The sequence below is a fragment of the Arthrobacter sp. 01T428 genome (assembly GCF_056398685.1).
In genome coordinates, this window is record NZ_JBFTPW010000009.1 from 72799 (window position 1) to 95772 (window position 22974).

A 22974-nucleotide genomic window follows, 5' to 3' on the forward strand; every position below is an offset into this window, starting at 1 on the left:
CATATGACTGACAAGACTTCTCTGGATAAAACGCCACTGCTTCCTGTGGCAAGCTGCTGTTCACCGCCACGAACGGATCGCCCGAGCCGCGAGGAACCCGGGTGGCCCGCAACGTTACATGGCGACGCAGCGACTGGGCATTTCGACGTCGAGATCCCGGCCGGAGTGTTCCTCATGGGAGATGCCTTCGATGAGGGCTATATCGCTGATGGGGAACTACCGGTCCATGAGGTGGAGCTGGGAGCATTCCGGATGGATGCAACGGCGGTGACAAACCGGCAATTTGCAGCCTTTGTCGATGCGACCGGCTATAAGACTGAAGCTGAGAAATACCGCACCTCAGCCGTTTTCCACTTGGTCGTCCAAGCAGGCACGAAGGACATCCTTGGAACTGCATCCGGATCACCGTGGTGGCTCACGGTCCGAGGAGCCGACTGGGCACACCCGACGGGTCCTGGACATCACTGGTCCGATATCCCCGAACACCCCGTCGTTCAGGTTTCCCATGATGATGCTGTGGCCTATTGCCGGTGGGCCGGACGGCGGCTGCCAACCGAGGCTGAATGGGAATACGCCGCACGCGGGGGCCTGCAGCAACAGCGCTACCCGTGGGGCAATGAACTGCTTAGGGCTGACGGGGCCCACAACTGCAATATCTGGCAAGGCACCTTCCCAGAAGTGAACACCCAATCCGACGGTTACCTGGGCACGGCCCCAGTCCGGAGCTTCCCCCCAAATGGATATGGACTCTACGAGGTCAGCGGGAACGTCTGGGAATGGTGTGCCGACTGGTTTCTGCCTAAGTACTACCGAAATTCGCCAGCGGCAAATCCGCAAGGGCCCACAATCGGCAAGGGCCGTATCATGCGTGGCGGTTCGTATCTCTGCCACGACTCCTACTGCAACCGCTACCGGGTAGCAGCCAGAACTTCCAATACGCCAGACTCCTCCAGCAGCAACTGCGGCTTCCGAACGGCCACTGGTTAATGATCGACGACAAGATCAGCGCTGCGGATTCCGGTCCCCCAAGGAGGGGGAAGATCGCCGAACTGCTGCTTCCAGGGGGAACCGAACCAGATCCCCGCTTCACGCTGGCCAATGAACGGACCTTCCTGGCCTGGACCCGTACCTCCCTTGCTCTGCTGGCGGGTGGCATCGCCATCGAAGCGTTTACCTCGGGCATTTTCTTCGAGCCCGTCCGCAAAGGCCTGGCCGTCGTCCTGCTCCTGCTCGGGATGCTGCTGAGTGCCGGATCCGCTGTGCGATGGATCCGCGTGGAGCGCAGTATGCGCAACAAGGCACCCCTTCCGATACCGCTTATTGTTCCCCTCCTGGCCGGAGCTGGAGCGCTGGCCGCCGGAGCTGTTCTGGTCTTTATCCTCTGGCGCTGAACCCATGTCGACATCCCGACACCCCGCCGGCAGCCATGGAGATCCGGGTCTGCAGCCGGAACGGACATCTTTGGCCTGGGGCAGGACAATGATGGCCTTGGTCACGGTCAGTGCCATCTTCCTTCGATGGCTCCCCCACCACGGGTTCCCCATCCTCACGCTGTTCGCCTTCGCGGTCGCCGCAGCCGCAGCCGCAGCCGTCTACCTCACACAACGCCGACGCTACAACGCCAGCTCCTGTGGCATTTCTCAAGAGAAGGTTGTTGCAGAAATCCCGTCGGTACTATGGACAGCCTCCGCCGGAGTCGCGTTGGGAGCGCTTGGAATCCTCGTCGTCCTCGCCGGTTAGCTTCTTGCGTCCTTCCCCCGGGAGGGACGGCGAGTCCGCTGGCTGCCCTTACAACACCGGGCCTCGCTGTAGGAGGTCCCCGCGCCTTTAGGGAGAGACGCTTCGTGGGATAGCCGAGAAAATGCAGAGCAATCAATCCAATGTGAAGTACACCCCAACCTGACGCGTCTCCTTGCCGCGGGCTGCAGAAGCAGGGGGAATTACGTCTCCGCGCTACCGTGAAGTGGTGTGCTGACGCCGCCCACAGCCGGGGACAATTCCCATAGGTTAGCCACCGCTACCGCTGCCAGGGAGCTACCCCAACGGTTCCCGACTCCAAGCTGTGGATAACCTGAAAGTCGCCCCCACTTCCGGCCCCGTGATCCGAAGCACGGCTTTGCTGCGGCCGAGGCAGGTTGCCAGTTAAATGCTCGCGGGATCCCCTTTCATTTGTGGCATGAGTAGGCGCCTTCATTGCTCGGCTAATGTGGCCCGCGCTTGCGCTGGGTGGGGGGCCACGCATGCGATTCCCGCGCGCCGAATCATGCCGTCCGCGCAGATAGCGGCCGCAACTTCACCGACTGGGCAGCAGCCGAGGTCGGCGGCGACGTAATCGGCGGGGATACAGGTAACATGGGGAATGCGTTACTTAAGTCAGTTGCTTGACTTAAGTCAGGACCACCGGTTGGATTTAGTCAACCCACGATAGGAGCTGCACCATGGCACTTCACGCACACGGGGTTCGCGCCAATCGGGCGAACGCCAGCCGGGAATCAATACTCCTCGCGGCCGAGCGGCTCTTCGCCGAGCACGGCATTACCGCCGTTTCGAACCGTCAGATCAGCGACGCCGCGCGGCAGGGCAACAACTCAGCTGTGGGCTACCACTTCGGCACCAAAAAGGATCTCGTCCTGGCGGTGACCAGGCGACACCAAGCCCCGATTGAAGGGCTCCGCAGCAAAATGTTGGCTGAGACCGTTGGCTCCGCACATGTCAGGGACTGGGTTGCATGCCTTGTCCATCCCCTCACCGAGCACCTTGAATTCCTGGGCACGCCCACTTGGTTCGCCCGCTTCAGCGCCCAGATGCTGACCGATCCCCAATTCCTGCCGGCGGTGAAACAGGAAGCCCTCGAGGATCACACACTGCGCAAAGTTCTGGAAGGCCTGGAAACAAGCCGGCCAGACCTGCCGGCCGAGGTACGGGCGGAACGTGAGGATATGGTCAGGCAACTCCTGATGCACACCTGTGCAGAACGGGAACGTGCCCTGGCCGAAGGCCGCCCCACGCCCCGTGCATCATGGTCCGACGCCGCCACCGGACTCGTCGATGCCATCACCGGTCTCTGGCTTGCGCCCTTCACCGCGACAGGACCAACCCCATGAATAATCTTGATCAGGACGTGCTGATCGTCGGCGCCTCGGCCGCCGGTTTGTCAACGGCAGAGGCACTCCGACGGCGCGGGCACCGCGGGCGACTCACGCTGCTGGACGGCGAGCCTCACCGCCCTTACGACCGCCCTCCCCTGTCCAAGCAGTTACTCTCCGGACAGTGGCAGCCGTCAAAGGCTGTTCTGCGCTCTGACGAGGCGCTCGGAGCGCTCGACGCGGAGTTGTTGTTGGGCGAACGGGCTGACCACCTTGAGACCGCAGTCCGATCCGCCCGAACGGATTCCGGCCGGTTGCTGACGGCAAACGCGATAGTCCTGGCTACAGGCGTTTCGCCCAGGCGGCTCCCCGGCCAGGAGGACCTCGACGGGGTGCACGTTTTGCGCAGCATTGATGATGCCCTCCGGCTTCAACAGCGGCTTCTACCGCGACGGCGACTGGTCGTGGTCGGCAACGGCGTCCTCGGATCCGAGATCGCCGCGACCGCATCCACCCTGGGTGTCGACGTCAGTCTTGTGGGCCATTCGTTGGCTCCCATGGCCCCACAGTTAGGCCACTTCGGCGCCTCACTGCTTGCCGCCAAACATGAAGCTGCTGGTGTACGGCTGCTTGGTGGGCGCCGTGTCGAAGCCTTCCGCAGCCTCGGGGGCCGCGTCACTGGAGTCGCCCTGTCGTCCGGGGAAGACTTACCAGCTGACGAGGTTGTCGTCGCCATCGGCTCAGAACCGAACACCGGCTGGCTTGCCCATAGCGGACTGGACCTCGAAGACGGCGTCGTCTGCGACGCTTTCTGCCGTGCCGCGCCGGGAATCTGGGCCGTCGGGGACGTTGCCCGTTGGGACCACCCCGGCATTGGCAGCGTCCGCCTGGAAAACCGCACCAACGCCGCAGAGCAGGCAATCGCCGTGGCCGCCGACATCCTGGGCTCCGGAGAGCCGTACGCTCCCATCCCATACTTCTGGACCGACCAGCACGGCATCAGGATCCAGGTCCACGGCACCATTCCTTCCACCGCGCGGCTACGCATCACCGACGGCGACCAGCTGTCCGAACGCTTCGTCGCAGTCGCACTGACCCCTGACGAGGAGCGTCCAGTCGGTGTTCTCGGCTGGGGCATGCCAAAACAGACACGTCTGCGGCGGGCAGAACTCGACGCAGCGATGGCGCCGGTGAGCTAACGAATCGCAACAGCCATTTCTGTACATCCCCCGCAGACTCCTAATCCAGAAGTTAATCCGAGCCAGGCGAACCATGCGCCCGGCCTCAACCCGGAGGAACACCATGTTTAAAGACCGCAGTCAAACCATGCAAGAAGCCGTAGGCGCCGTTGAGCCGTTTCCCATGACGCGAGAAGCCCGGTGCCCCTTCGATCCGCCCCCGGCAGGTATTGCAGCCCAGCAAGCCGCTCCCCTAACCCGCGTGGAATTATCGGACGGCAGCACTCCCTGGCTCGCGACCCGGTACGCCGAGCAGAGGGCCTTGCTCAGTGACCCGCGGATGAGCGCGGACATCACCCGCCCTGGCTATCCGATTCCCGGCGGCGGAGATGGAGCAGGCTCGGCCTTCAGTTTCATCCTGATGGATGACCCTGAGCACGCCCGGCTGCGAAGGATGGTCACCGCGCCGTTTATGGTGAAGCGCGTCGAGGCCATGCGGCCCGCGGTGCAGCAGATCGTCGATGACCTGCTCGATGACATGCTTGAGGCAGACGCCCCGGTGGACCTTGTTGAAGCATTCGCGCTCCCGATGCCCTCGCTCGTCATCTGCCGGCTGCTCGGGGTGCCGTTCTCGGATCATGACCTCTTCCAGTCCAACAGCAAGATCCTGATCAACCGTGAAGCTAGCAAGGATCAACAGCGACAGGCCGTCGGGGCGCTCGTTGAATACCTGCACGCGCTATTGCGGCTCAAGTCAGAAGAGCCGGCCGAGGACGTGTTCACCGATCTTGCGCGGCGGGTTGAAGCCGGTGAATTGGGCAGTGACGACGCCGCCATGATGGGAGTCCTCCTGCTGGTCGCCGGACACGAAACGACAGCCAATATGATCGCACTGGGAACCCTGGCGCTCTTGGAACACCCCGACCAACTCCAGCGCCTGCGTGAAGACAATGATCCGGCCTTGGTCACCTCTGCGGTCGAGGAATTGCTGCGCTACCTCACCATCGTCCACGATGGCCGCAAGCGCGTCGCCTTGGAAGACGTCGAAATCGCCGGTCAAGTGATCCGTGCAGGCGAGGGAGTAATCATGGCCACTGACCTGGGCAACCGCGACCCCCGAGCCTTCCCCGAACCGGACACCCTGGACCTGGGTAGGGACGCTCGCCACCACATCGCCTTCGGCTTCGGCGTCCACCAATGCCTCGGACAGCCGCTGGCGAGGATGGAACTCCAGGCCGCCTACAGCACACTGTTCCGGCGGATCCCCGGCCTGAAACTCGCCGTCCCCCTGGACGAGGTGCCCTTCAAACACGACGGCTCCGTTTACGGGGTGTATGAACTACCTGTCACCTGGTAGCACCACGTCAACAGCATCGACACACAACAAGAATGTAGGACTGAAAAATGGCAATTAGAGTAACCCTCGAACAAGACAAATGCGTCGCCTCAGGTCAATGCGTCACAGCCGCAGGCAGCGTATTCGACCAGAGGGACGAAGACGGCATCGCCGTCCTTCTGGATCCACAACCCGCAGCCGAACTCGAAGACGAGGTCCGCCAGGCCGCAGCCGTCTGCCCGGTCCTCGCCATCCACGTCCACAATTGAGGACCACAAGCAGCACATGAACAGCAAACGGGCGAGACCCAACGGTTGCCTCGCCCGTTTGCGGCAATTTCTTCTCATTTCTCCGGCAAGCAGGAACTTCTTATTACCGCTCTGGAAGATCAGGAGCTCAGGGAGCATCGCGAACTTGAGGCGGCCATCTCTGGCGGGGCCAGCGGCAGGGAAGCCTTTGAACTGCTCCCGAACATTCATACCAGGGATGTCCAACAGGCAAGAAACTGGCCTGCACTAGCCGCTACTTCCAGTGATCCCGCCCATCCTGCTCATGGATTCTTCAAACGGAGGCAGGACGGCCTGCGGCGCGTTGTGCAGGAGTTCTCACACCCCACGGACACATAGAGTTGGCATGTTCGATCCATTGCTATCGTCGATGGGCTACGGCTGCAGTGGCTCTTTGACCCCAGCATTGATGCCTCTGTGGTTGCGGGACAATTTAGCGATCTAATCTTGCCGGCACACCCGCCGGAACCGTAGGGCCATGAGGTTCAACGCCGGGCCGTAACACCTCGCACTGCAAGACTTATTCTCGTCGGCTCATTTTGGGGACTTCGAAGCCCGCGCTCTCCATTGCCGGCTGCATCAACCTCGGTGCATCCGAAAGAAATCAGAAGCGGTCGATAGGCGCTTTCGTGGCCGGCGGTCCAGAATCACAGCGGCGATAATCACCTGTCGAGCACAGCTATCGCGCATGGAACATGGTTCCTGGAAAAAGCCAACGCCTTCTATGAGTCCGATCAGCCCCCTTGGGTCGGTGGGCTTGTGTGAGGGCCGCGCTATCAACTGGCGCCAGTAATCGGAAGGCGCTCCCGGATCTGGGGGCGCAGCCGGACAAGTGTGGGGCATTGAGCAACAGGAGACACTCCAGCCTGCTGGCTCGTAGCCGGTATAGGGAAGCTGGCAGCTTGCCAGCTACCGGCAGCTAAGTGTTTCTCAGCCACGTAACGAGGGGGCTGTCGGAAGGCGATAATCCGCGTGGCGCTGCGACGGGGGTGAAAAATGTTCGGGCAATCGGTTGTCAAGCGACCTCTAGGGTGGTTCACTTTACTCAGCGTGAAATTAGCAGTGCGTCACTAATTTGAGCGATCGTCCATCTGGCTAACTGCTCGCTTGAAGACGTCAAATCCCTGGACCAAAGGAGTTCTTATGGACACCCGCACCCGCATGACCCGATCGCGATTCCGTTCCGGGCTAGCAACGGCCCTTACGGCCGCAGTTCTTTTCACGTCGACTGCCTGCGGTGGGGGCACACAGCAGCAAGAGGCAGGTAACGCAAACGGCGCGACCTCAAACGCCACGCTCGCTCTTGCTGTGACGGCCGCGCCGGCATCCCTGGATCCCGCCCAGCTCCAGGAAGGCCAGCAAGCATACGTCTGGGGATCCGTCTTCGACACGCTCCTATACGTCGACAACGCCGGAAAGCTCCAGCCGAACGCTGCGGAAAGCTGGAAGTTCTCGGATGACGGCCTTAGCTTGTCCCTCACTCTTCGTGCCGGCATGACCTTCAGCAATGGCGATGCAGTTACCGCCAAGGATGTTGCCGGGACCCTTGACCGAACCAGGACAACCCCGGGCCAGCAGCAGAGCAAGCTCGCGGCTGTGGCCTCGATCGAGGCTCCGGACGACAGAACAGTTGTTCTTAAGCTGAAGCAGCCCGAGCCTGCGTTGCTGACGAACCTGGCGCTTGCTGTCGGTGTCATTGGCGACCCGGCTACCCTGAATGACAAAACGACTGCCCTCGACCCGAAAACGTCTGGTCCTTACATCTTGGACAAGGCAGCAACAGTGGCCGGAACGACTTATGTCCTTAATCGCAGGGACGACTACTGGAACGCGAAATCGTATCCATTCAAAAAGGTGACTGTTCGCGTCATCCAAGACCGTACGGCGGTTTTCAATGCTCTGCAGGCAGGAGAACTGGACGCTGGCAATGTCGAAGCCGCGCAGGTCAAGCAGATTGAGGGCGCGGGGTTCAAGACGACAAAGGTGGAAGCTCAGGCTGTGGCAAACCTCGTGCTTGCTGACCGAAACGGCACAATTCTGAAGCCACTTGCCGACGAACGGGTCCGGAAGGCGATCAACATGGCATTTGACCGTGAAAAGCTGGTTCAGCAGGTATTGCGAGGCGGTGGCAAGGCCACCGTACAGATTTTCAACCCGAAGGGCGCAGCCTATGACCCGGCGTTGGAAGGATCGTACAAGTTCGATCCGACCGCGGCCAGGAAGCTGCTTGCTGACGCCGGATATGCCAACGGTTTTGACGTGACGATGCCATCGACAGTACTTTCCAAGTCCTTCGAGCCCCTGATCACCCAGGCATTGGGCGACATCGGCGTCAGGGTGACCTGGGAACCCGTACCCCCGCAGAACGCTGCCGCGGCAGTTTCGTCCAAGAAATACCCGATGATCTTCTTCCTCGATGGACTTAACGTGACCCAGCGGGAATTGCAGAACAACTTCAGTGACACCGCGTTCCTTAACCCCTTTGGTTCAAAGTACCCCGAGCTGACGGACCTCATGACGAGGGTGGGAGTTGAGACTGACGAAGCTAAGGCTGCGGAGCTGTACAAGAAGATCAATGCCTTCGTTGTCGCCAAGGCGTTGGACGCGCCCCTATTCTACAGTGGCACAATTTGGGCCACAAAAGCCGGCGTCGAGTATCTCGGTGACGGTTCAAACACCTTGAGCACCATCCGGGCATTCAACGCCACGAAGTGAAAAGGGCGAGCCTTGGATTACGTCAATCCAAGGCTCTCCCTTCCACACACGGCTCTTTAAGGACATCCAATGATTCCCTACATTCTGCGTCGATTGGGCGCAGGCATTGTGCTCGCGTTATTGGTGACGCTGATTACCTTTACGCTTCTTAGCTCTTCCTTTGACGCCGTCGTCCGGGCGCGGCTGGGGAGCGCCGCGACGCCGGAGGCCGTCACAGCGATGACATCGGCTCTTGGCTTCGACCGTCCCGTCCTGATCCAGTACCTTGACTGGCTCGGTGGTGTCTTCCGCGGTGACTTCGGTACCTCGTTGTTCACGAGTGAACCGGTAGGCCCGGCAGTGGCGTCAAGACTGGCCGTCACGCTGTCAGTGGTCCTCGTTGCTCTGGCAATCACAGTCGTCATCAGTGTTGCTTTGGGCGTTGTCGCCGCGACCCGTGGCGGGGTGGCGGATCGCCTGGCGCAGGCAGCGTCGCTTTTCGGCTACGTGGTTCCTGGCTTGTTGATCGCGATAGTCCTGGTTGTGGTTTTCGCCATCAATCTTCGCCTCCTGCCGGCAACGGGCTACACGCCATTTAACGTGAACCCCTCAAAGTGGGCGGCCACCATTACCATTCCGGTGATCGTTCTGGTCATCGGGGGCGCTGCCAACATCACGGCCCAAGTACGTGGCACCATGATTGACGAACTGCGCAAAGACTACGTCCGCACACTGCGCACCCGGGGCATTTCAACACGCTCCATTGTGCTGAAGCACGCGCTGCGGAATGCTGCCGGGCCGGCACTCACCGTGCTTTCCTTTGAATTCATTACCATGCTCGGTGGAGCCCTCATCATTGAGAAGGTCTTCGCGCTCCCCGGGTTCGGGATGTTTGCCTTCAATTCCTCCTTGCAGGGCGATATCACGGTCATCATGGGGGTCACGCTGTTCAGCGTCCTGCTGGTGGTCAGCATCAACCTCGTAGTCGACCTCGTGAACGGCTGGCTCAACCCGAAAGCGAGAATCTTTTGAGCGTGGAAGAACTCATCGTCGACCCGGCACCGAAGGCGGCGCCTCGAAAGTCGGCGTGGCGGAAGCTGCTGAAGGATCCCCAGGCAGTTGTCACCGCATCAGTGCTGCTGGTCATTGCCCTGCTGGGGATAATGACTCCTCTTTTGGCCCAACACGGACCCAACGAGGCATCTCTGGACGCAATCAATGCCCCGATGGGAACTGCAGGATACCCCCTGGGCGGTGACCAGAACGGGCAGGACATTTTCACCCGTCTGCTCCACTCCATCAACACCAGCATGATTGCCGGGCTGATCGGTGCCAGCGTTGCCCTGGCCATCGGGGTGACTTTTGGCCTTATTGGTGGATATTACGGAAGGCGGCTTCAAGGAGTCACTGAGTGGGTCTTCAGCCTCATCATGACCTTCCCCGGCATCCTCCTGCTGATCATCCTCATGCCGGTAACCAAAGGTGACTATCGCTTCACCATGCTCATCTATGGCGTGCTGCTCTCTCCAGGGATTTACCGTATCGTCCGGAACCAGGTTGTTGGGGTGAAGAACGAGTTGTTTGTGGACGCCGCGAAAGTTTCGGGCCTCTCTGATCTGCGAATTCTGGCCCGTCACGTCCTCTTCGTTGTCCGTGGACCCATCATCATCGCCGCCGCCTTTCTTGCCGGTTCAGCGATTGGCCTCCAATCAGGACTGGCCTTCCTCGGCGTTGGATCAACCACTATTCCCAGCTTCGGCGTAATGATCGGAGACGGATTCCTAAATCTCTACCAAGAACCGACACAGTTCCTCTGGCCAAGCATGCTTCTTGGCGTGATCACAGCATCGTTGGTTCTGCTGGGGAACTCGCTGCGGGACGCTTTCGAAGGCGTTAGGCCTAAACCGGTTAAACGCCCAGCCGTGAAAAAGCAAGTGGCGCAGACGTATGCACGAAAGTCTACCGGCGCCCAACCACTGCTCAGGGTCGAGGACCTGGCCATCGCGTACCCTACCCCGTCGGGAGACCTGAAGGAGGTTGTCAGAGGAGTAAACCTGACTCTCGACGGCGGCCAGATCCTCGGCTTGGTCGGCGAGTCGGGGTCGGGAAAAACACAGACAGCGTTCGCGATCTTGGGGGTCCTGCCTCCGGAAGCAGTTATCACCCGCGGCTCCATCACCCTGGATGGCGAAGAACTACTGGGACTGGGCGAGAAGGAGCTTCGGGCCATACGTGGGCGCTCTATCGCTTACATTCCGCAGGAACCCATGTCCAACCTGGATCCCTCCTTCTCCGTCGGGGATCAGCTGGTAGAAGGAATTAGGGCATCTGCCAACATGACGGCCAAAGAGGCGAAAGATCGGGTGCTCGCCCTCCTGAAACGTGTTGGAATTCAGGATCCGCAGCGCACATACCACTCCTACCCGCACCAAATCTCGGGAGGAATGGCCCAGCGCGTCCTCATCGCCGGCGCGGTCGCAAGTCGACCCAGGCTCCTGATTGCTGACGAGCCCACCACAGCCCTCGACGTCACCGTTCAGGCGGAAATCCTCGACCTGCTGCGTGAACTGCAAGCCGAACTAAACATGGCTGTGCTACTCGTGACGCACAACTTTGGCGTCGTCGCAGATATCTGTGACCGCATCGCCGTTATGCAGAACGGAGAGATCGTAGAAACGGGAATTGCTTTGGACATTTTCAGGAACCCAGGGCACCCCTACACCGCGATGTTGTTGAACTCAATCCTCGACGAGACCACCGTGCGTTCGGATGCCCCCATGGCGGCTCACGACACGGTACGAAAGTAGCTGATGATGAGCACCCTGCTCAACGTAGATGGACTGCGGGTCACCTACCCGGGCCGCGGTTTCCGCGCCAAGTCGCACGAGGTCCTGCATGGAGTGTCCCTGACAATCGCCGAGGGAGAGACCCTGGGCGTCGTCGGCGAGTCGGGCTCGGGAAAGACCACTATTGGTCGGGCGGTCCTAGGCTTGGTGAAACCCAGCGGTGGAAGGGTTGTGTTCAGGGATAAAGACATCACTCATGTCAGCCCGAAGCAGCGACGGGAGCTGGCTAAGGATATTCAGGTGGTTTTTCAGGACCCCTACACGTCCCTCAATCCATCCATGACCGTCGGGGACATCCTGAGTGAGCCGCTAGTGGTGCAGGGCCAGTCCGACAAGGACGCCCGTGCCCGCGTCGGAATGCTCCTGGACCAGGTCGGACTCCCGGTCGACGCCATCGAGCGGCTTCCCCGGGAGTTCAGTGGTGGTCAGCGCCAGCGCGTGGCCATCGCCCGTGCCCTGGCACCTAGGCCGAAACTGATCGTGTGTGATGAACCGGTGTCTGCTCTTGACCTTTCTACGCAGGCGCGGGTGCTCGACCTGTTCGTAGATATTCAGCGGCAGACAGGAGTCGCATACCTTTTTGTGTCTCATGACCTCGCCGTGGTCCGGCACGTCAGCCACCGGGTAAGTGTCGTATATAAGGGTGACATCGTAGAGACAGGATCAGCCGGGCAGGTGACCTCGGATCCGGAGCATCCCTACACCCAGCGGCTATTGCTGGCCGCTCCGATTGCCGACCCTCTGGAACAGGAGAAGCGGCGCGCAGAACGTCACCGGCTGATGGAACGGCACCGCGAGCAGGACCTGCAGGCAGGAGCGGCACGCGCTTGAGACTCAGCGGCCGAGTACCTCGCCCGGGTGCCTGGCCGCTCAGTCGATTCTCTTGATGAAGGAACTGAGGAACAGCCTGGTATGCCTCTCGAGGCGCGCGGTGTCCCTCTCATACAGCCATTGAATTTGGAGACCATCGGTCAATGCGACGAACATCGATGCCAACGCCTCGGGCTCCATATCGGTCTTCAGCTCCCCAGCTCGAGCCAAACCGCTGAATGCCTTCGTGTAGAACGTCACCAGATTTTCGTATCGACCCCGATAGCTTTCATGAGCGGGGTGATCTGGGGCTGTCGCCTCGGCGGCCAGGGTGCTGTGCAACTCGATCAAACCCGGCCGAAGTTCGCTCGTTACGAGTGTCAGCAGCAGCGCCTTGATCTCGTCGACATCCTCGGGAACCATCATTACACCCAAGCCGCGGCTCAGGAAAAACTGCTTTCTTCGCTCGTCATCCAAACCCAGCACACCGAAAAGCAGATCCTCTTTGCTAGCAAAGTGATGAAGTAGTCCCGTGTTGCTGATGCCCACGCGCTGGGCGACGTCTTTCATCGTCATGTTGTGGAATCCCGTTTGCCCGAACATGTCGATACACGTTTCCAAAATCTTTATCCGAAGCGCTGCCGTCTTGGCGTAGGGTCCACGCTGTTTGGTCACTACGGGGGGCATGCAGGAATCCTAACGTCGACGTATATCTACACACCAAATTAGCACCGCGCTAAGAAGTTCAGGCGCTGTCAAGCTCTAAAATAGTAATGAAATTCGAAGTTGAGGTTTTGGGCTGCGCCCTGCAGCTTTCACCCTCTCCCCGGCCTTAGATGAGGAAAACATGCACCTAGGTGGAGAATCCATGGAGCCAGAGCAGGGTGCTGCATGGCCATCCACGGACGATTGGAAACAGCTCAAAGGCAGGTACGTGGAAATCTACCTAAACGGCACCTTCCATGACAACGGCTGGGTCGACTGCGTATCGGCGGACGGCTCCATTTTTTGGCTTGCTCTGGATGGCGCAGTTAATCGGCGCTTGGTCGAGAAGCACTCCTGCATTCTCGTCCGCGTCCTAGAAGGGGCGGAGATACCACGTTGACCGAACCCACCACAGAGAATGGACATCCTGCACAAGCGGCGCGGAGGGCGGCCGTGACGATTTACGATGTCGCGCGGGAGGCCGGCGTCAATGCTTCTACGGTCTCCAGGGCGCTCAACAAACCAGGTCGCGTGAATGCCAAGACCGAGCAACGCATCCGTGAGGCGGCAGCGGCCCTGAATTTCAGAATAAATCCGATGGCGAGAGCGTTGCCAACGGGACTCACAAACACTGTTGGTCTAGTTATGTCTGACATAACTAACCCCGTCTATTTCGGCCTTGTACGGGGGGCGGGGAGGGCTGCTGCGGATAAAGGTTACACCTTGGTTCTGGCTGAATCGCAGGAGTCCCCGGAACTGGAAGCACAGACGGCCCAACGGCTGCTCGCGTCAGTGGACGGGCTCGTCCTGGTTGGAACCCGCCTCGTGGAAGGCGATATCCACGCCTTCGCTGAAATCAAACCCGTCTTGCTGGTCAATAGAATAGTCCCTGGGATTCCCAGCGTTGTCCCCGGAGTTTTACCCGGAATTCGCGATGCTTTGGACCAGCTGAAGAACCTCGGTCACAGCTCAATCGCGTACCTCTCAGGCCCCAACAATTCTTGGATAAACACTATTCGTTGCGACACTATTTCTCGGGAAGCCCTAAGGAGGGGCATGTCGGTCGTCGAAATCGGCCCGGGACTCCTGCCCACCCTCGAGGGCGGCCACTCGGGTCTGCACCGCGTTCGCGCTTCCGGCGTGACGGCGGTGATTGCCTACAACGACCTAATGGCTATCGGGCTGCTCACGGCATGTCAGGAAGCGAACGTATCTGTGCCGGGTGAGCTGAGCATTGTCGGCTTTGACGACATCTTCGGTTCGGCCTTCACGTCTCCTCCCCTGACAACCATCCGCACTCCGGTTGACCTTGCCGGAGAAGATGCCGTCCGGCGCATTATTGATTTTGTCAGGGGCCACGAGGAGCAGGTTTCGGTAGAACTGGCAACGCAACTGGTATCCCGCGGATCAACGGCACGCGTCGCCCGGAGCGAAAGTGGCGGCTAGTCATCAAGCCGCTGGAAGTTCAACGGCATTCACCACGGGCGTGGGGCAAGGTGATGAAGCCGCCCGAAACGGCAAGTGCCCCGGCTGCCAAGCAAAGCCCTGAGTAGTTCTTCTCGGTCCCCGCGGCAGATACGGAAAACAAGAGAGGCGCGATCAACGGGGCCAACGAACTCGGAATCTTCTGGGGAAGCTTGTGATGGCCATGAACCTGCACGCCTGCGTGTCAGAGTGGGGGAGCACATCGAGGACGAGCGCCTGCCCTACGGAAGTAAAGACTGCGAGGCCCGTTGAGGAAATAAGCGAGCCTGCGAGGAGCTGGACCAGGTCGTGGGAAAAGGCTGTCACGGCGGCGCGGGCAGCGTAGAGGACTGTCCCAACCATGATAAAGAGACGGCGGCGGCCAATATGATCGGAGAGCCAGCCGCCACCCACAGCACCGGCACTCGCGCTGATGATGCCCGCACCGGAGATGACAGCAATAACTGTGGTTAGATCAGCGACATCGATCTGAAGGCGCTGCGCGTAGAAGAACGTTGCATAGCTTGTCGTCAGCGACAAGCCCAGAAAGAACAGGAACCGTCCTACCCAGACCCACGCGAAAGCCGGATGCTTCCGCGGATTGAAGCCAAAGCTCCTGAATACCGTTCCGACCGAGAGGGGAGTGGACAACCTCTGCCTCCGGGAGTCCCTTTCCGGGGCAAAGACGACGAAGGCAGCAACCAGCGAAATTCCGACAACGGCGGGGAGCAGGAAGACCCATAGGGCGTCCTCAGCCACGGTGCCGGCCAGCATGATCCCGATGACGGGCGCCACCTGCATCTTCAGGCCCGTGAGGCCGGAGACCTTCCCGCATTGGGCTTCCGCCAGGTTGTCCCCTTGAAAGTTCCCGATGGAACCAACAGCCGTACCCCATCCGATGGTGGAGAGGCCCCATCCCAAGCCGAGGACCAAGACATTGGGGCGAATGCCATGAGCGGGACGGCTGCCTGTCCGACGGCTGCACCAATGACCGTATAGGGACGCCGCCTGCCCCACCGGGACCGTGTCCTGTCACTCAAGATTCCCGTCACGGGAGCTGCAAGCAGGGAGCACAGTGCCTGCCCCGAGGATGTAGCCCAGGGCTTCCTCGCGGCCGGGGGCAAGCTGGTTCAGTTTGAGTGCCAGCGTGAAGGCCATGGGTACGATCGTCGCCATGCTACCGCCGAAGGTTGCCATCACCGGCAGCCAGACGGTTGTCCGTGTCACGCGCTGTTGAGGTTCCTGAGGCCGCCGGTGGGCGGCGTCCCGCCTGCCGGCGGTGACGGCAACGCTACGTTCGCGTTAGGGTCGCGGGTTGCACCGCCAGCAGGTTCTTTCGGATGTCCCGGGATGTCATTTATAACCATTGGAAGACCTCCGGGTCCTGACGCGATCGGCTCAGTTGCCGGCTCCGGGCTTTTGGTTTGCGAGTCCGCGCCAGCGTTTCCGGAGCGCATGGGCTGCGGCCTTAGGTTTCCGGTCGCGGGTGAAGACGCCCTTCCTGTTGCCGTCCACTCGGTGGATGCCGTTTGAGGTCTGGAAATCCGCGAAATTCCAGACTTGCTCTCCGACGAAGGATGGAATGCTGTCGAACACGCGATGGTTCATGTCCAGGTAGGCTGCTTGATATTCTTCGGACCACGGGATATCCCATACCGAATGGAGGCCGGGCAGGGTGTCGGCGCCGTATTCGGACATCATGATCGGTTTTCCGAATTTTTCGACCCAGCCCTGAAGCTCGCCTTGGAGGTACGTCTCAGCCGTCTTCAGGTCTCCGGTGGCTACGTACCAGCCGTAGTACCGGTTGAGGCACATGACATCGAACAGGTCGGCGATCTTGTCGTTTTTGAAGGTGGCGAACATGACTGCGGCATAGGTAACGGGTCGGGTGGGGTCGAGGCTGCGGGTCAGCTCAACGAGGGGTTCAAAGTACTCCCGGGCACCATCCTCGTTCGAGGACGGTTCGTTGGCGATGCACCACATTACGACGCTGGGATGGTTCTTATCACGGGCTATCAGCTCCCGGATGGCCTGGGCGTGGGCGGCTTGCGTCTCATCGTTGAATGTCTCGGGTGAGAAGGTGGGCGTTGTCGGTGCCCCGGTAAGTCCTCCCTGGACCGCCAGGTTGAGCCCGACGGCGGCTGTTTCGTCGATCACGACGATGCCGTGCCGGTCAGCGAAGTCCATGACTTCCTCGGCGTAGGGGTAGTGGGAGGTGCGGAACGAGTTCGCGCCGACCCACTCCAGCAGCTGGAAATCGTGCACGAGGTAGGCGTCGTCGTGTCCCTTGCCGCGCACCGGTGAGTCCTCGTGTTTGCCGAAACCGGTGAAGTAGAACGGTTCACCGTTGATGAGGAATTCGGTGCCGCTGACCTTGACGGTCCGGACGCCGAAGGGCTGGGTGTAGCTGTCGATCACTTCGTCTTGGTTCACAATTTCTGCAACCAGGGTGTAGAGGTACGCGGCGCCGGGGTTCCACAGATGTACCGCATCCAGCCGGAGAGTGCCGGTTGTTCCTTGGGCTGCCGCTACTTCGGCGCCGGAGGCGTCCAGTGCGCGGACCCGGACGGCGGCGGGGTGTGTGGTTTCGATGTCGTAGTTCACGAGGCCGGTTGTTCCCTCGATGTCTGTGACGACCTTGATGTCTTCGATCCGGAGCTTTGGGGAGGAGTAGAGCCAGACGGAGCGGGACAGGCCGGTGTAATTGTAGAAGTCATGGAGGTATTTCTGCTGGCGGCGCCCATCCTGAGTCACGGTGATGGACCCCGGCGGGATAGTGACGTTCGTCAGCTCGTTGTTCACGCCGATGGTGAGGCGGAACTCCTCCCCCGGTACGACCAGGTTCGTGATGTCCAGTTCGAAGGGTGTGTAACCCCCGGTGTGTTGGCCTACGAGGGTGTCATTGACGTAGACGCGTCCTTCGTGAGTTGCGGCGTCCACGCGAATGTACATGCTGTCGGTTTGCCAGCTGCGGGGCACGCGAACCTGACGTTGGTACCAGGCCCACCCGACGTGGTCGCGGATGCAGGAGTCCACGAAGAGGTCGTTGTAACTTGCCGGGACAGCTGCCTCGAGCCCGCTGTCGAGAGGGCTGGTCCAGACTTTGGTTGGTGATCCGCGGTCGATGTCGAACGCCCAGAGTCCGTCCAGGGAGACGAGTTCGCGGGTGGGAGTCATCTTCGGTTTGAGCATGTCTGAGTCCTTTGGTATTGCTGATTAGAGGGGCCGGCTGTTGAGGGTGAGTCGCCATTGCCAGGAGTAGTCCTGGCCGTCGAGCCGGTGTTGTGGCAAGGTGTCCGGGCCTAGCACGACGGTCCCGACGCCTCTGTGGGCGATGTCGAGGTTGACTACGGTCTTGGAGGACTCCGGAAGCTGCCACCAGTGCGTGGCGGCTTCCAGCTCGTGGGTTGAGTAGCGGGAGATGGTCATGTGCAGCGGGGTGGCGTGCTCGGTCGTCACGGTGCCGGCGGGACCGCCCAGCCGCATTTTTGTTACGCCGCCGCGGGTGCCGTTGGTTTGCGGGACGGTATAGGGAACGGCGAGGGATTCGATGCTGCTCTCCCACGTGCCCAGAAGGGCCGCCTGCCGGCGGTCCGGGTAGTTCTCCCACGGGCCGAGCCCCACCCAATTGGCGTCTTCAAAGCCGTCGACCAGTTCGAACTCGATACCGACCCGTAGACCATCGTGGGTGCCCTCGGGCAGAACAACCTGCTCTTCGATGACCCAATCACCGGGTCCCACCGAGGTGATGTTGCGGCGGTGTGTCACCTTCCCATCTCCGAACGCCGTGTTGTAGGTGCTCGTGACCACGGCAGTGTGCCCGGAGTGCTCGATGTCGGAGTTGACCAGGTTGAGGTGAAAGAATCCTGTCCGGACGAACCGGCTGTCCAGTGCGAAGCAGGCGTCGTTTTCGGTGAGCGCCCGCCACAGTGACAGCTCGGGCGCGCGCCGCAGCAGAGGGTGGACAATGGAGCCGTCCCCGGCAAGGACCAGTGCGGGGACGTCGCCCGAACCTGCCGGCAGTTGCTCCGGGATGGCATCAAGGATGACCTGGAGTGCCGCGATTTCGGTGTCTGCCGGGGCCCAGAGCGTTTCCTGACGGGTGTGCAGGGTCAGCGTTACGGCCAGCGCTCCCGGTTCCCTTGTGGCGGCCCGTATCTGCTCTGGTAGTTCCAGCGAACCTGTGGCGCCCGGGCCCAGGGCCGGCAGGGCGACCTCGGTTGCGCCGACGGCGCCGGTGGCAGTTTCGACCTGGATCAGCGCCTTCAGGCCGCTGAGGTCGGCGAAGGACTGGCGGTTACGGATGTCGATCTGTCCTTCGCGGGCCCGGGCCGCGTCCGTGATGATCCGGACCGGAGCGAAGATGCCACGCGCCTCGAACAGGGCCGGTTTGGGCCTGAGGTCCGGGAAGACAATTCCGTTGTTCAGACTCGTCCCGCTGTTGGGTTCGTCACCGAAGTCTCCGCCGTACCGATAGCGTCCGTCCCCGTCGGGGTCAAGCGCATGATCCCGCCATTCCCAGATGAAACCGCCCTGGAGCCCGGGAAGGGACTCGAAGAGGCGCCAGTACTCGGAGAGGCCCCCCGTCGAATTTCCTAGAGAATAGGCGTACTCGCAAAGGATCAGTGGCCGGTCGGCGCGTTCATCCTGAGCGTAGGCCTCGAGCGAGGCGAAGGAGGCGTACATGGGGCAGACAACATCGGTAGCAGCGTGTCCGCCGTGCCAGTCGTTCGATATGGCCCCTTCATAATGCACTGGTCTGGTGGGGTCGACGTTGCGGGTCCACGCCGCCATCGCGTCATGGGCTGCTCCGTAGCCGGTTTCGTTTCCCAGGGACCACATGATGATGCTGGGATGATTCCTGTCCCGGAGAACCATCCGGGAGAGCCTGCGCATGAAGCTTGGCAGATACAAGGGATCGTCTGCGAGTATCCCTGCGAACGCGTGCCCCTCGATGTTGGCCTCGTTTACGACATAGAGACCCATTTCGTCGCAGAGGTCCAGGAAGACGGGATCGTTGGGGTAGTGCGATGTGCGAACTGCGTTGATGTTGTTGCGTTTCATCAAGGAAAGCTCTTCCAGCAAAGATCCCCTGGTTATCACCCGTCCGGTGAGAGGATCGAAGTCGTGCCGGTTGACGCCTTGTACGAGGATTCGCTGGCCGTTGACCAGCAGGTCACTCCCCCGGATTTCAACCCTGCGGAATCCTATGCGCAGGACTACCTCATCGAGAATTTCTCCGTCGGCGTCGCGGAGCCTGACGGTCAGGTCTTCCAAGTGCGGAGTTTCGGCCGTCCAGGGAGTAACGTCCAGCCCGGCCCGTTCAAACCTGGCCTTGCCGGCAGACGTTTCATGGGTGACCGTCTGGGCAAAGGCCCCGGCAATGGCAGCGAAGCGTTCAGGTACCGCTGCTCCCGCGGCCCTGATGCTTAGCAGGTCCATGAAATCGGCGGGGAAGCGGGTGGCCGGCTTGCTGCCGCGTTCATCGGAGGGTTTGGGAAGCGTCTGCGCTGCCCGCCGTGGACCGATGGGCTGCGTTTCCGTCGTTCCAAGAGCGGTCACTTCGGTATGACAGTCGACCGTAGTGAGGTGGGCGAGACCAGCGGAAACCACTTCGACGTTCAAGGATCCCGTACGGGCGTGGGCATCGTAGTCGGCAACGACCACCACGTCCTCAATATGAACCTCGGGCACGGTATAGATAAAAACCGGTCGGGTGATGCCGCCGTGCCACCACTGGTCCTGGTCCTCAAGGTAGCTTTCGGCCGAATATTTGGTGACGACGAGAACGATCTCGTTAGGGCCTTGAGTGATGACATCGGTGACGTCGAATTCAGCGGCGAGGTGGGAGTCGTTGCTCAGTCCCACCGGCACGCCGTTCACCATTACACGCAATAGTGATTCCGCTGCACCAACGTGGAGGATGATCCGGCGGCCCGGCGTCGGTGAAAGATCGGCTATCCGCCTGTACACCCCCGTGGGATTGCGCTTGGGAAGCGTTGGCGGAATCTCATCGAAGGGCATCGGCACGTTGGTGTAGTGCGGTGGATCTGTTGGATCCGACATCGTCCACAGCCCCGGCACTGTCGTTGTCCTCCAGTCATCGCTGAGCGGGGTGTCGGGCCGTTCCAGCAACTGAAAGTCCCAGACACCGTTCAGGTCTACGTCGGCTGGGCGGCGCAGAGAGGTCATGGGCAGGCGGCCGATCGGGTGGAGGCCTGTGATATCGGCGGGAGTAACCGTAAAGCCAGCTCCGGTCATTTCTTGTCCTTGGTTCGAATGACTTCGCCGGTTTCGACGGCGGAGCGGATCCAGTCCAGTGTGCGGAAGACGGCGAGCGTGTCGGCCGCCGTATGCACAGGATGCTCTGTGAGTCCTGCCGTGATGGCTTCGCTGACGGCGCGTAGCATCGGTACGTATCCGTTGCCCTCACGCAACAGATCTACAGGCTCAGGGTTGTGAACGATGGTTTGCCATGCGTCGGCATGTATCCGTAGGTTCGTGCTGGCCCAGAAGGGGCCCGGGAGGACAATCCAGCCCTTGGTTCCGCTGACCGAGCCCGAGGTATCGGCGAACTCCTGAGTGGAGGCGGCGCCGTGCGCAAAGCGGCCGTCACTGTACTCGAGAGTGAAGTGCTCTGCGAGATCCAGGCCGTCGCTGCGCACGGTACCTGCCGCGTAAATTGATTCCGGTTCGCCGAAGATGGAATGCGCCAACGTGACCGGGTAGATGCCCTGGTCCAGCAGGGTGCTTCCGCTGCGTTTCACGTCCCACCGGCTGCCGTCGTCCTGCGGAAACGGCATCCCGAACATTGCCCGCACGCTCCGGGGCTCACCGATCCGGCCGGCGGCGATCTCTTCCTTCAAGCGGACAAATGCAGGGTTGAACTTCATCCACATGCCCTCCATGAGGAAGAGGTTCCGTTGGCCCGCCAGCTGGAACAGCTCAGCGACTTCAGCGGCCGTCATTGCCATTGGTTTCTCTACGAGGACGTGTTTGCCGGCGAGAAGGGCCTGGCGGGTCAGCGGATAATGCGAGGCGAAGGGCGTCGCGATGTAGACGACGTCAATTCCGCCGTCCGCCAGCAGCTCCTCGTAGTTGTCCGTGGAGAAGGCTCCTCCGACTTTTTCAGCGAAAGCGGAGGCCTTTCCTGCGTTCCTGCTGTGCACGCCCCTGATGACCGCGCCGCTACAGGTGGAAAGGTCAGCCACCACGCTGTCCGAAATTGGTCCTGTCCCGACGATTCCCCACTGGAGAGTGGCTTGCTGCGGTTCGGTCGCTTGAAGGGATTTCATGAGACTGCGACTTCTGCAGTGGCTTCTTCGGTCAGAGACAGGGAGCCGGTCCTGGCGACGTTTCCCAGCCAGGCAAGGCTGGGTTTGGGGTGGCGTTCGAAGGTTTCCCGGTCTACTGCTATCAGTCCGAATGTAGGTTCCCAGTGGCCCCACTCATAGTTATCGAGCGCGCTCCAGTGCAGGTAGCCGCGGACATCGATGCCTTCGGCCATGGTCTCGAAGAGGTGCTCCAAGGCGCTGGTTGTGTAGGCGATCCGCCGATCGTCATCGGCTGTGGCGATGCCGTTTTCCGTGATGAGCACCGGTACGCCCTGGGTGACGTTCCAGGCGTGGCGGACGGCGATGCCAATGGCGTCGGGGCGGTAGGCGTTGCCGACGATGGTGTTGTCCGGGTGAACGGGGTGAGGCACGATTCCCTCACCGGTTACGTTCTGGCTTGAGTACGACTGGACACCGATGAAGTCATCCCCGCGTGCCGCTTCCAGGAAGATGTTCTCCCTGACGTACTGCACCTCGCGAAGCTTTTCTTCCCCGCCCGGCAAGGCCACGAGCGCCTGGTTTGCTACCGTCCAGCCAACGGCAGCCCCCGTCCGCTCCCGCAAAAACCCGCGGACAGCGTGATGCGCCTCCACCAGCCGCCGGCTGATGTCGATATCGGGGTTAGGCAAGACAGGCCTCGCTTCACCCTCAACAGTGGGGCTGAGCCACTTTTTGTCCTTCTGCTGCTCGGCCATCCGACCCATGGTGGTCATGAGTGCAAGCATGTTCGGTTCGTTCATGGTGCAGATCCACTCGACGCCGTCCAGGATGCCGATCACAGCATCGACATAAGCGGTGAACCGCTCGACGGCGCGGTCCCCCATCCATCCACCTTCTTCGGCAAACCAACGCGGGCTCGTGAAGTGGTGGAGCGTGATGACCGGCTTCAGTCCCAAGCCGAGCGCGGTATCAATCATGCGGCGGTAATGCGCCAGTTCGGCCTTGGAAATGTGGCCCGGAGAGGGCTCGACACGCGCCCATTCAATGCCAAACCGATAGGCGTTGAGACCCGCGTCGGCAAGCAGTTGCATATCTTCCGCATAGCGATGGTAGCTGTCGATGGCATCGCCACTGCGTTCCATCCCTGCCCTGTTCTGCTCCCGGGCCCAGAAGTCACTGTTGACATTGTTCCCCTCGATCTGATGAGGGGCTGTTGATGCTCCCCAGAGGAAGCCTTTCGGAAGGTTCGTCATCGTACGCACCGATCTCTCAATATTTCGGTTCCAGCGGAAAC

Annotated in this window: 19 protein-coding genes and 1 pseudogene; 12 read left to right on the plus strand and 8 right to left on the minus strand. The window is 60.9% G+C overall.

Going from position 1 to position 22974, the window contains the following annotated elements; all coding sequences use genetic code 11:
- The first annotated feature begins 3 nt into the window (after window positions 1-3).
- The 11 genes from AC1DJB_RS12395 (at window position 4) to AC1DJB_RS12445 (ending at window position 12258) form a co-directional block, all read left to right on the plus strand.
- A complete protein-coding gene (locus tag AC1DJB_RS12395) occupies window positions 4-987 on the plus strand; it encodes a formylglycine-generating enzyme family protein (protein ID WP_476910326.1) in 984 nt (327 codons plus the stop codon).
- Window positions 987-1391 (plus strand): YidH family protein, encoded by a 405-nt coding sequence (locus tag AC1DJB_RS12400; RefSeq protein ID WP_476910327.1) that lies wholly within the window; start codon window positions 987-989, stop codon window positions 1389-1391. Before AC1DJB_RS12395 ends, AC1DJB_RS12400 begins: the two co-directional genes overlap by 1 nt.
- A 4-nt stretch (window positions 1392-1395) precedes the next feature.
- On the plus strand, window positions 1396-1740 hold the full coding sequence (locus AC1DJB_RS12405; protein WP_476910328.1) for a DUF202 domain-containing protein: 345 nt from the start codon (window positions 1396-1398) through the stop codon (window positions 1738-1740).
- A gap of 698 nt (window positions 1741-2438) precedes the next feature.
- A complete protein-coding gene (locus tag AC1DJB_RS12410) occupies window positions 2439-3104 on the plus strand; it encodes a TetR/AcrR family transcriptional regulator (protein WP_476910329.1) in 666 nt (221 codons plus the stop codon).
- Window positions 3101-4285, plus strand: coding sequence for an NAD(P)/FAD-dependent oxidoreductase (locus tag AC1DJB_RS12415; protein WP_476910330.1), 1185 nt, complete (start codon window positions 3101-3103; stop codon window positions 4283-4285). Before AC1DJB_RS12410 ends, AC1DJB_RS12415 begins: the two co-directional genes overlap by 4 nt.
- 127 nt (window positions 4286-4412) lie before the next feature.
- Window positions 4413-5621, plus strand: a complete 1209-nt coding sequence (locus AC1DJB_RS12420; RefSeq protein ID WP_476910331.1) for a cytochrome P450 — start codon at window positions 4413-4415, stop codon at window positions 5619-5621.
- Window positions 5622-5668: 47 nt separating this feature from the next.
- Window positions 5669-5869: a ferredoxin gene (locus tag AC1DJB_RS12425; protein ID WP_476910332.1), complete on the plus strand. Its 201-nt coding sequence runs from the start codon at window positions 5669-5671 to the stop codon at window positions 5867-5869.
- A gap of 1161 nt (window positions 5870-7030) precedes the next feature.
- Window positions 7031-8602 carry an ABC transporter substrate-binding protein gene (locus tag AC1DJB_RS12430; RefSeq protein WP_476910333.1) on the plus strand — a complete coding sequence of 524 codons (1572 nt, stop codon included), beginning with the start codon at window positions 7031-7033 and terminating at the stop codon, window positions 8600-8602.
- Window positions 8603-8671: 69 nt separating this feature from the next.
- Complete coding sequence (locus AC1DJB_RS12435; protein WP_476910334.1) at window positions 8672-9613, plus strand: ABC transporter permease; 942 nt, start codon at window positions 8672-8674, stop codon at window positions 9611-9613.
- 2 nt (window positions 9614-9615) lie between these two features.
- Window positions 9616-11388 (plus strand): dipeptide/oligopeptide/nickel ABC transporter permease/ATP-binding protein, encoded by a 1773-nt coding sequence (locus AC1DJB_RS12440; protein ID WP_476910335.1) that lies wholly within the window; start codon window positions 9616-9618, stop codon window positions 11386-11388.
- Window positions 11389-11391: 3 nt separating this feature from the next.
- A complete protein-coding gene (locus AC1DJB_RS12445) occupies window positions 11392-12258 on the plus strand; it encodes an ATP-binding cassette domain-containing protein (protein WP_476910336.1) in 867 nt (288 codons plus the stop codon).
- Between the two features lie 39 nt (window positions 12259-12297).
- On the opposite strand, the gene AC1DJB_RS12450 is transcribed toward AC1DJB_RS12445, so the two are convergent.
- Window positions 12298-12924 carry a TetR/AcrR family transcriptional regulator gene (locus AC1DJB_RS12450; protein ID WP_476910337.1) on the minus strand — a complete coding sequence of 209 codons (627 nt, stop codon included), beginning with the start codon at window positions 12922-12924 and terminating at the stop codon, window positions 12298-12300.
- Between the two features lie 471 nt (window positions 12925-13395).
- On the opposite strand from AC1DJB_RS12450, the gene AC1DJB_RS12455 reads away from it, so the two are divergent.
- Entirely contained in the window at window positions 13396-14388 is a 993-nt protein-coding gene (locus AC1DJB_RS12455; RefSeq protein WP_476910338.1) for a LacI family DNA-binding transcriptional regulator, read from the plus strand.
- 153 nt (window positions 14389-14541) lie between these two features.
- Here the strand turns inward: AC1DJB_RS12455 and AC1DJB_RS12460 are convergent, their stop codons facing one another.
- The 7 genes and pseudogenes from AC1DJB_RS12460 to AC1DJB_RS12490 form a co-directional block, all read right to left on the minus strand.
- Window positions 14542-15339, minus strand: coding sequence for an MFS transporter (locus AC1DJB_RS12460; protein WP_476910339.1), 798 nt, complete (start codon window positions 15337-15339; stop codon window positions 14542-14544).
- A 50-nt stretch (window positions 15340-15389) separates the two neighbouring features.
- Window positions 15390-15458, minus strand: a pseudogene (locus AC1DJB_RS12465) (hypothetical protein); the annotation flags it as partial.
- Window positions 15439-15633, minus strand: coding sequence for a hypothetical protein (locus AC1DJB_RS12470; protein WP_476910340.1), 195 nt, complete (start codon window positions 15631-15633; stop codon window positions 15439-15441). The pseudogene AC1DJB_RS12465 and the gene AC1DJB_RS12470, both read right to left, overlap by 20 nt.
- 171 nt (window positions 15634-15804) lie before the next feature.
- On the minus strand, window positions 15805-17598 hold the full coding sequence (gene uidA, locus AC1DJB_RS12475) for a beta-glucuronidase (RefSeq protein WP_476910341.1): 1794 nt from the start codon (window positions 17596-17598) through the stop codon (window positions 15805-15807).
- 24 nt (window positions 17599-17622) lie between these two features.
- Window positions 17623-20667 carry a glycoside hydrolase family 2 TIM barrel-domain containing protein gene (locus tag AC1DJB_RS12480; RefSeq protein ID WP_476910342.1) on the minus strand — a complete coding sequence of 1015 codons (3045 nt, stop codon included), beginning with the start codon at window positions 20665-20667 and terminating at the stop codon, window positions 17623-17625.
- Window positions 20664-21701 (minus strand): Gfo/Idh/MocA family protein, encoded by a 1038-nt coding sequence (locus tag AC1DJB_RS12485; protein WP_476910343.1) that lies wholly within the window; start codon window positions 21699-21701, stop codon window positions 20664-20666. The genes AC1DJB_RS12480 and AC1DJB_RS12485 overlap by 4 nt, the downstream gene beginning before the upstream one ends.
- On the minus strand, window positions 21698-22933 hold the full coding sequence (locus tag AC1DJB_RS12490; RefSeq protein ID WP_476910344.1) for a family 1 glycosylhydrolase: 1236 nt from the start codon (window positions 22931-22933) through the stop codon (window positions 21698-21700). Before AC1DJB_RS12490 ends, AC1DJB_RS12485 begins: the two co-directional genes overlap by 4 nt.
- Window positions 22934-22974: the final 41 nt, after the last annotated feature.

Excerpts from the sequence above, each read along its gene's own strand:
- AC1DJB_RS12485 (WP_476910343.1), bottom strand. The coding sequence starts at position 21,701 with ATGAAATCCCTTCAAGCGACCGAACCGCAGCAAGCCACTCTCCAGTGG.
- AC1DJB_RS12490 (WP_476910344.1), bottom strand. The coding sequence starts at position 22,933 with ATGACGAACCTTCCGAAAGGCTTCCTCTGGGGAGCATCAACAGCCCCT.
- AC1DJB_RS12430 (WP_476910333.1), top strand. The coding sequence starts at position 7,031 with ATGGACACCCGCACCCGCATGACCCGATCGCGATTCCGTTCCGGGCTA.
- AC1DJB_RS12405 (WP_476910328.1), top strand. The coding sequence starts at position 1,396 with ATGTCGACATCCCGACACCCCGCCGGCAGCCATGGAGATCCGGGTCTG.
- AC1DJB_RS12400 (WP_476910327.1), top strand. The coding sequence starts at position 987 with ATGATCGACGACAAGATCAGCGCTGCGGATTCCGGTCCCCCAAGGAGG.
- AC1DJB_RS12445 (WP_476910336.1), top strand. The coding sequence starts at position 11,392 with ATGATGAGCACCCTGCTCAACGTAGATGGACTGCGGGTCACCTACCCG.
- AC1DJB_RS12450 (WP_476910337.1), bottom strand. The coding sequence starts at position 12,924 with ATGCCCCCCGTAGTGACCAAACAGCGTGGACCCTACGCCAAGACGGCA.
- AC1DJB_RS12435 (WP_476910334.1), top strand. The coding sequence starts at position 8,672 with ATGATTCCCTACATTCTGCGTCGATTGGGCGCAGGCATTGTGCTCGCG.
- AC1DJB_RS12410 (WP_476910329.1), top strand. The coding sequence starts at position 2,439 with ATGGCACTTCACGCACACGGGGTTCGCGCCAATCGGGCGAACGCCAGC.
- AC1DJB_RS12420 (WP_476910331.1), top strand. The coding sequence starts at position 4,413 with ATGCAAGAAGCCGTAGGCGCCGTTGAGCCGTTTCCCATGACGCGAGAA.
- AC1DJB_RS12425 (WP_476910332.1), top strand. The coding sequence starts at position 5,669 with ATGGCAATTAGAGTAACCCTCGAACAAGACAAATGCGTCGCCTCAGGT.
- AC1DJB_RS12415 (WP_476910330.1), top strand. The coding sequence starts at position 3,101 with ATGAATAATCTTGATCAGGACGTGCTGATCGTCGGCGCCTCGGCCGCC.
- uidA (WP_476910341.1), bottom strand. The coding sequence starts at position 17,598 with ATGCTCAAACCGAAGATGACTCCCACCCGCGAACTCGTCTCCCTGGAC.
- AC1DJB_RS12480 (WP_476910342.1), bottom strand. The coding sequence starts at position 20,667 with ATGACCGGAGCTGGCTTTACGGTTACTCCCGCCGATATCACAGGCCTC.
- AC1DJB_RS12395 (WP_476910326.1), top strand. The coding sequence starts at position 4 with ATGACTGACAAGACTTCTCTGGATAAAACGCCACTGCTTCCTGTGGCA.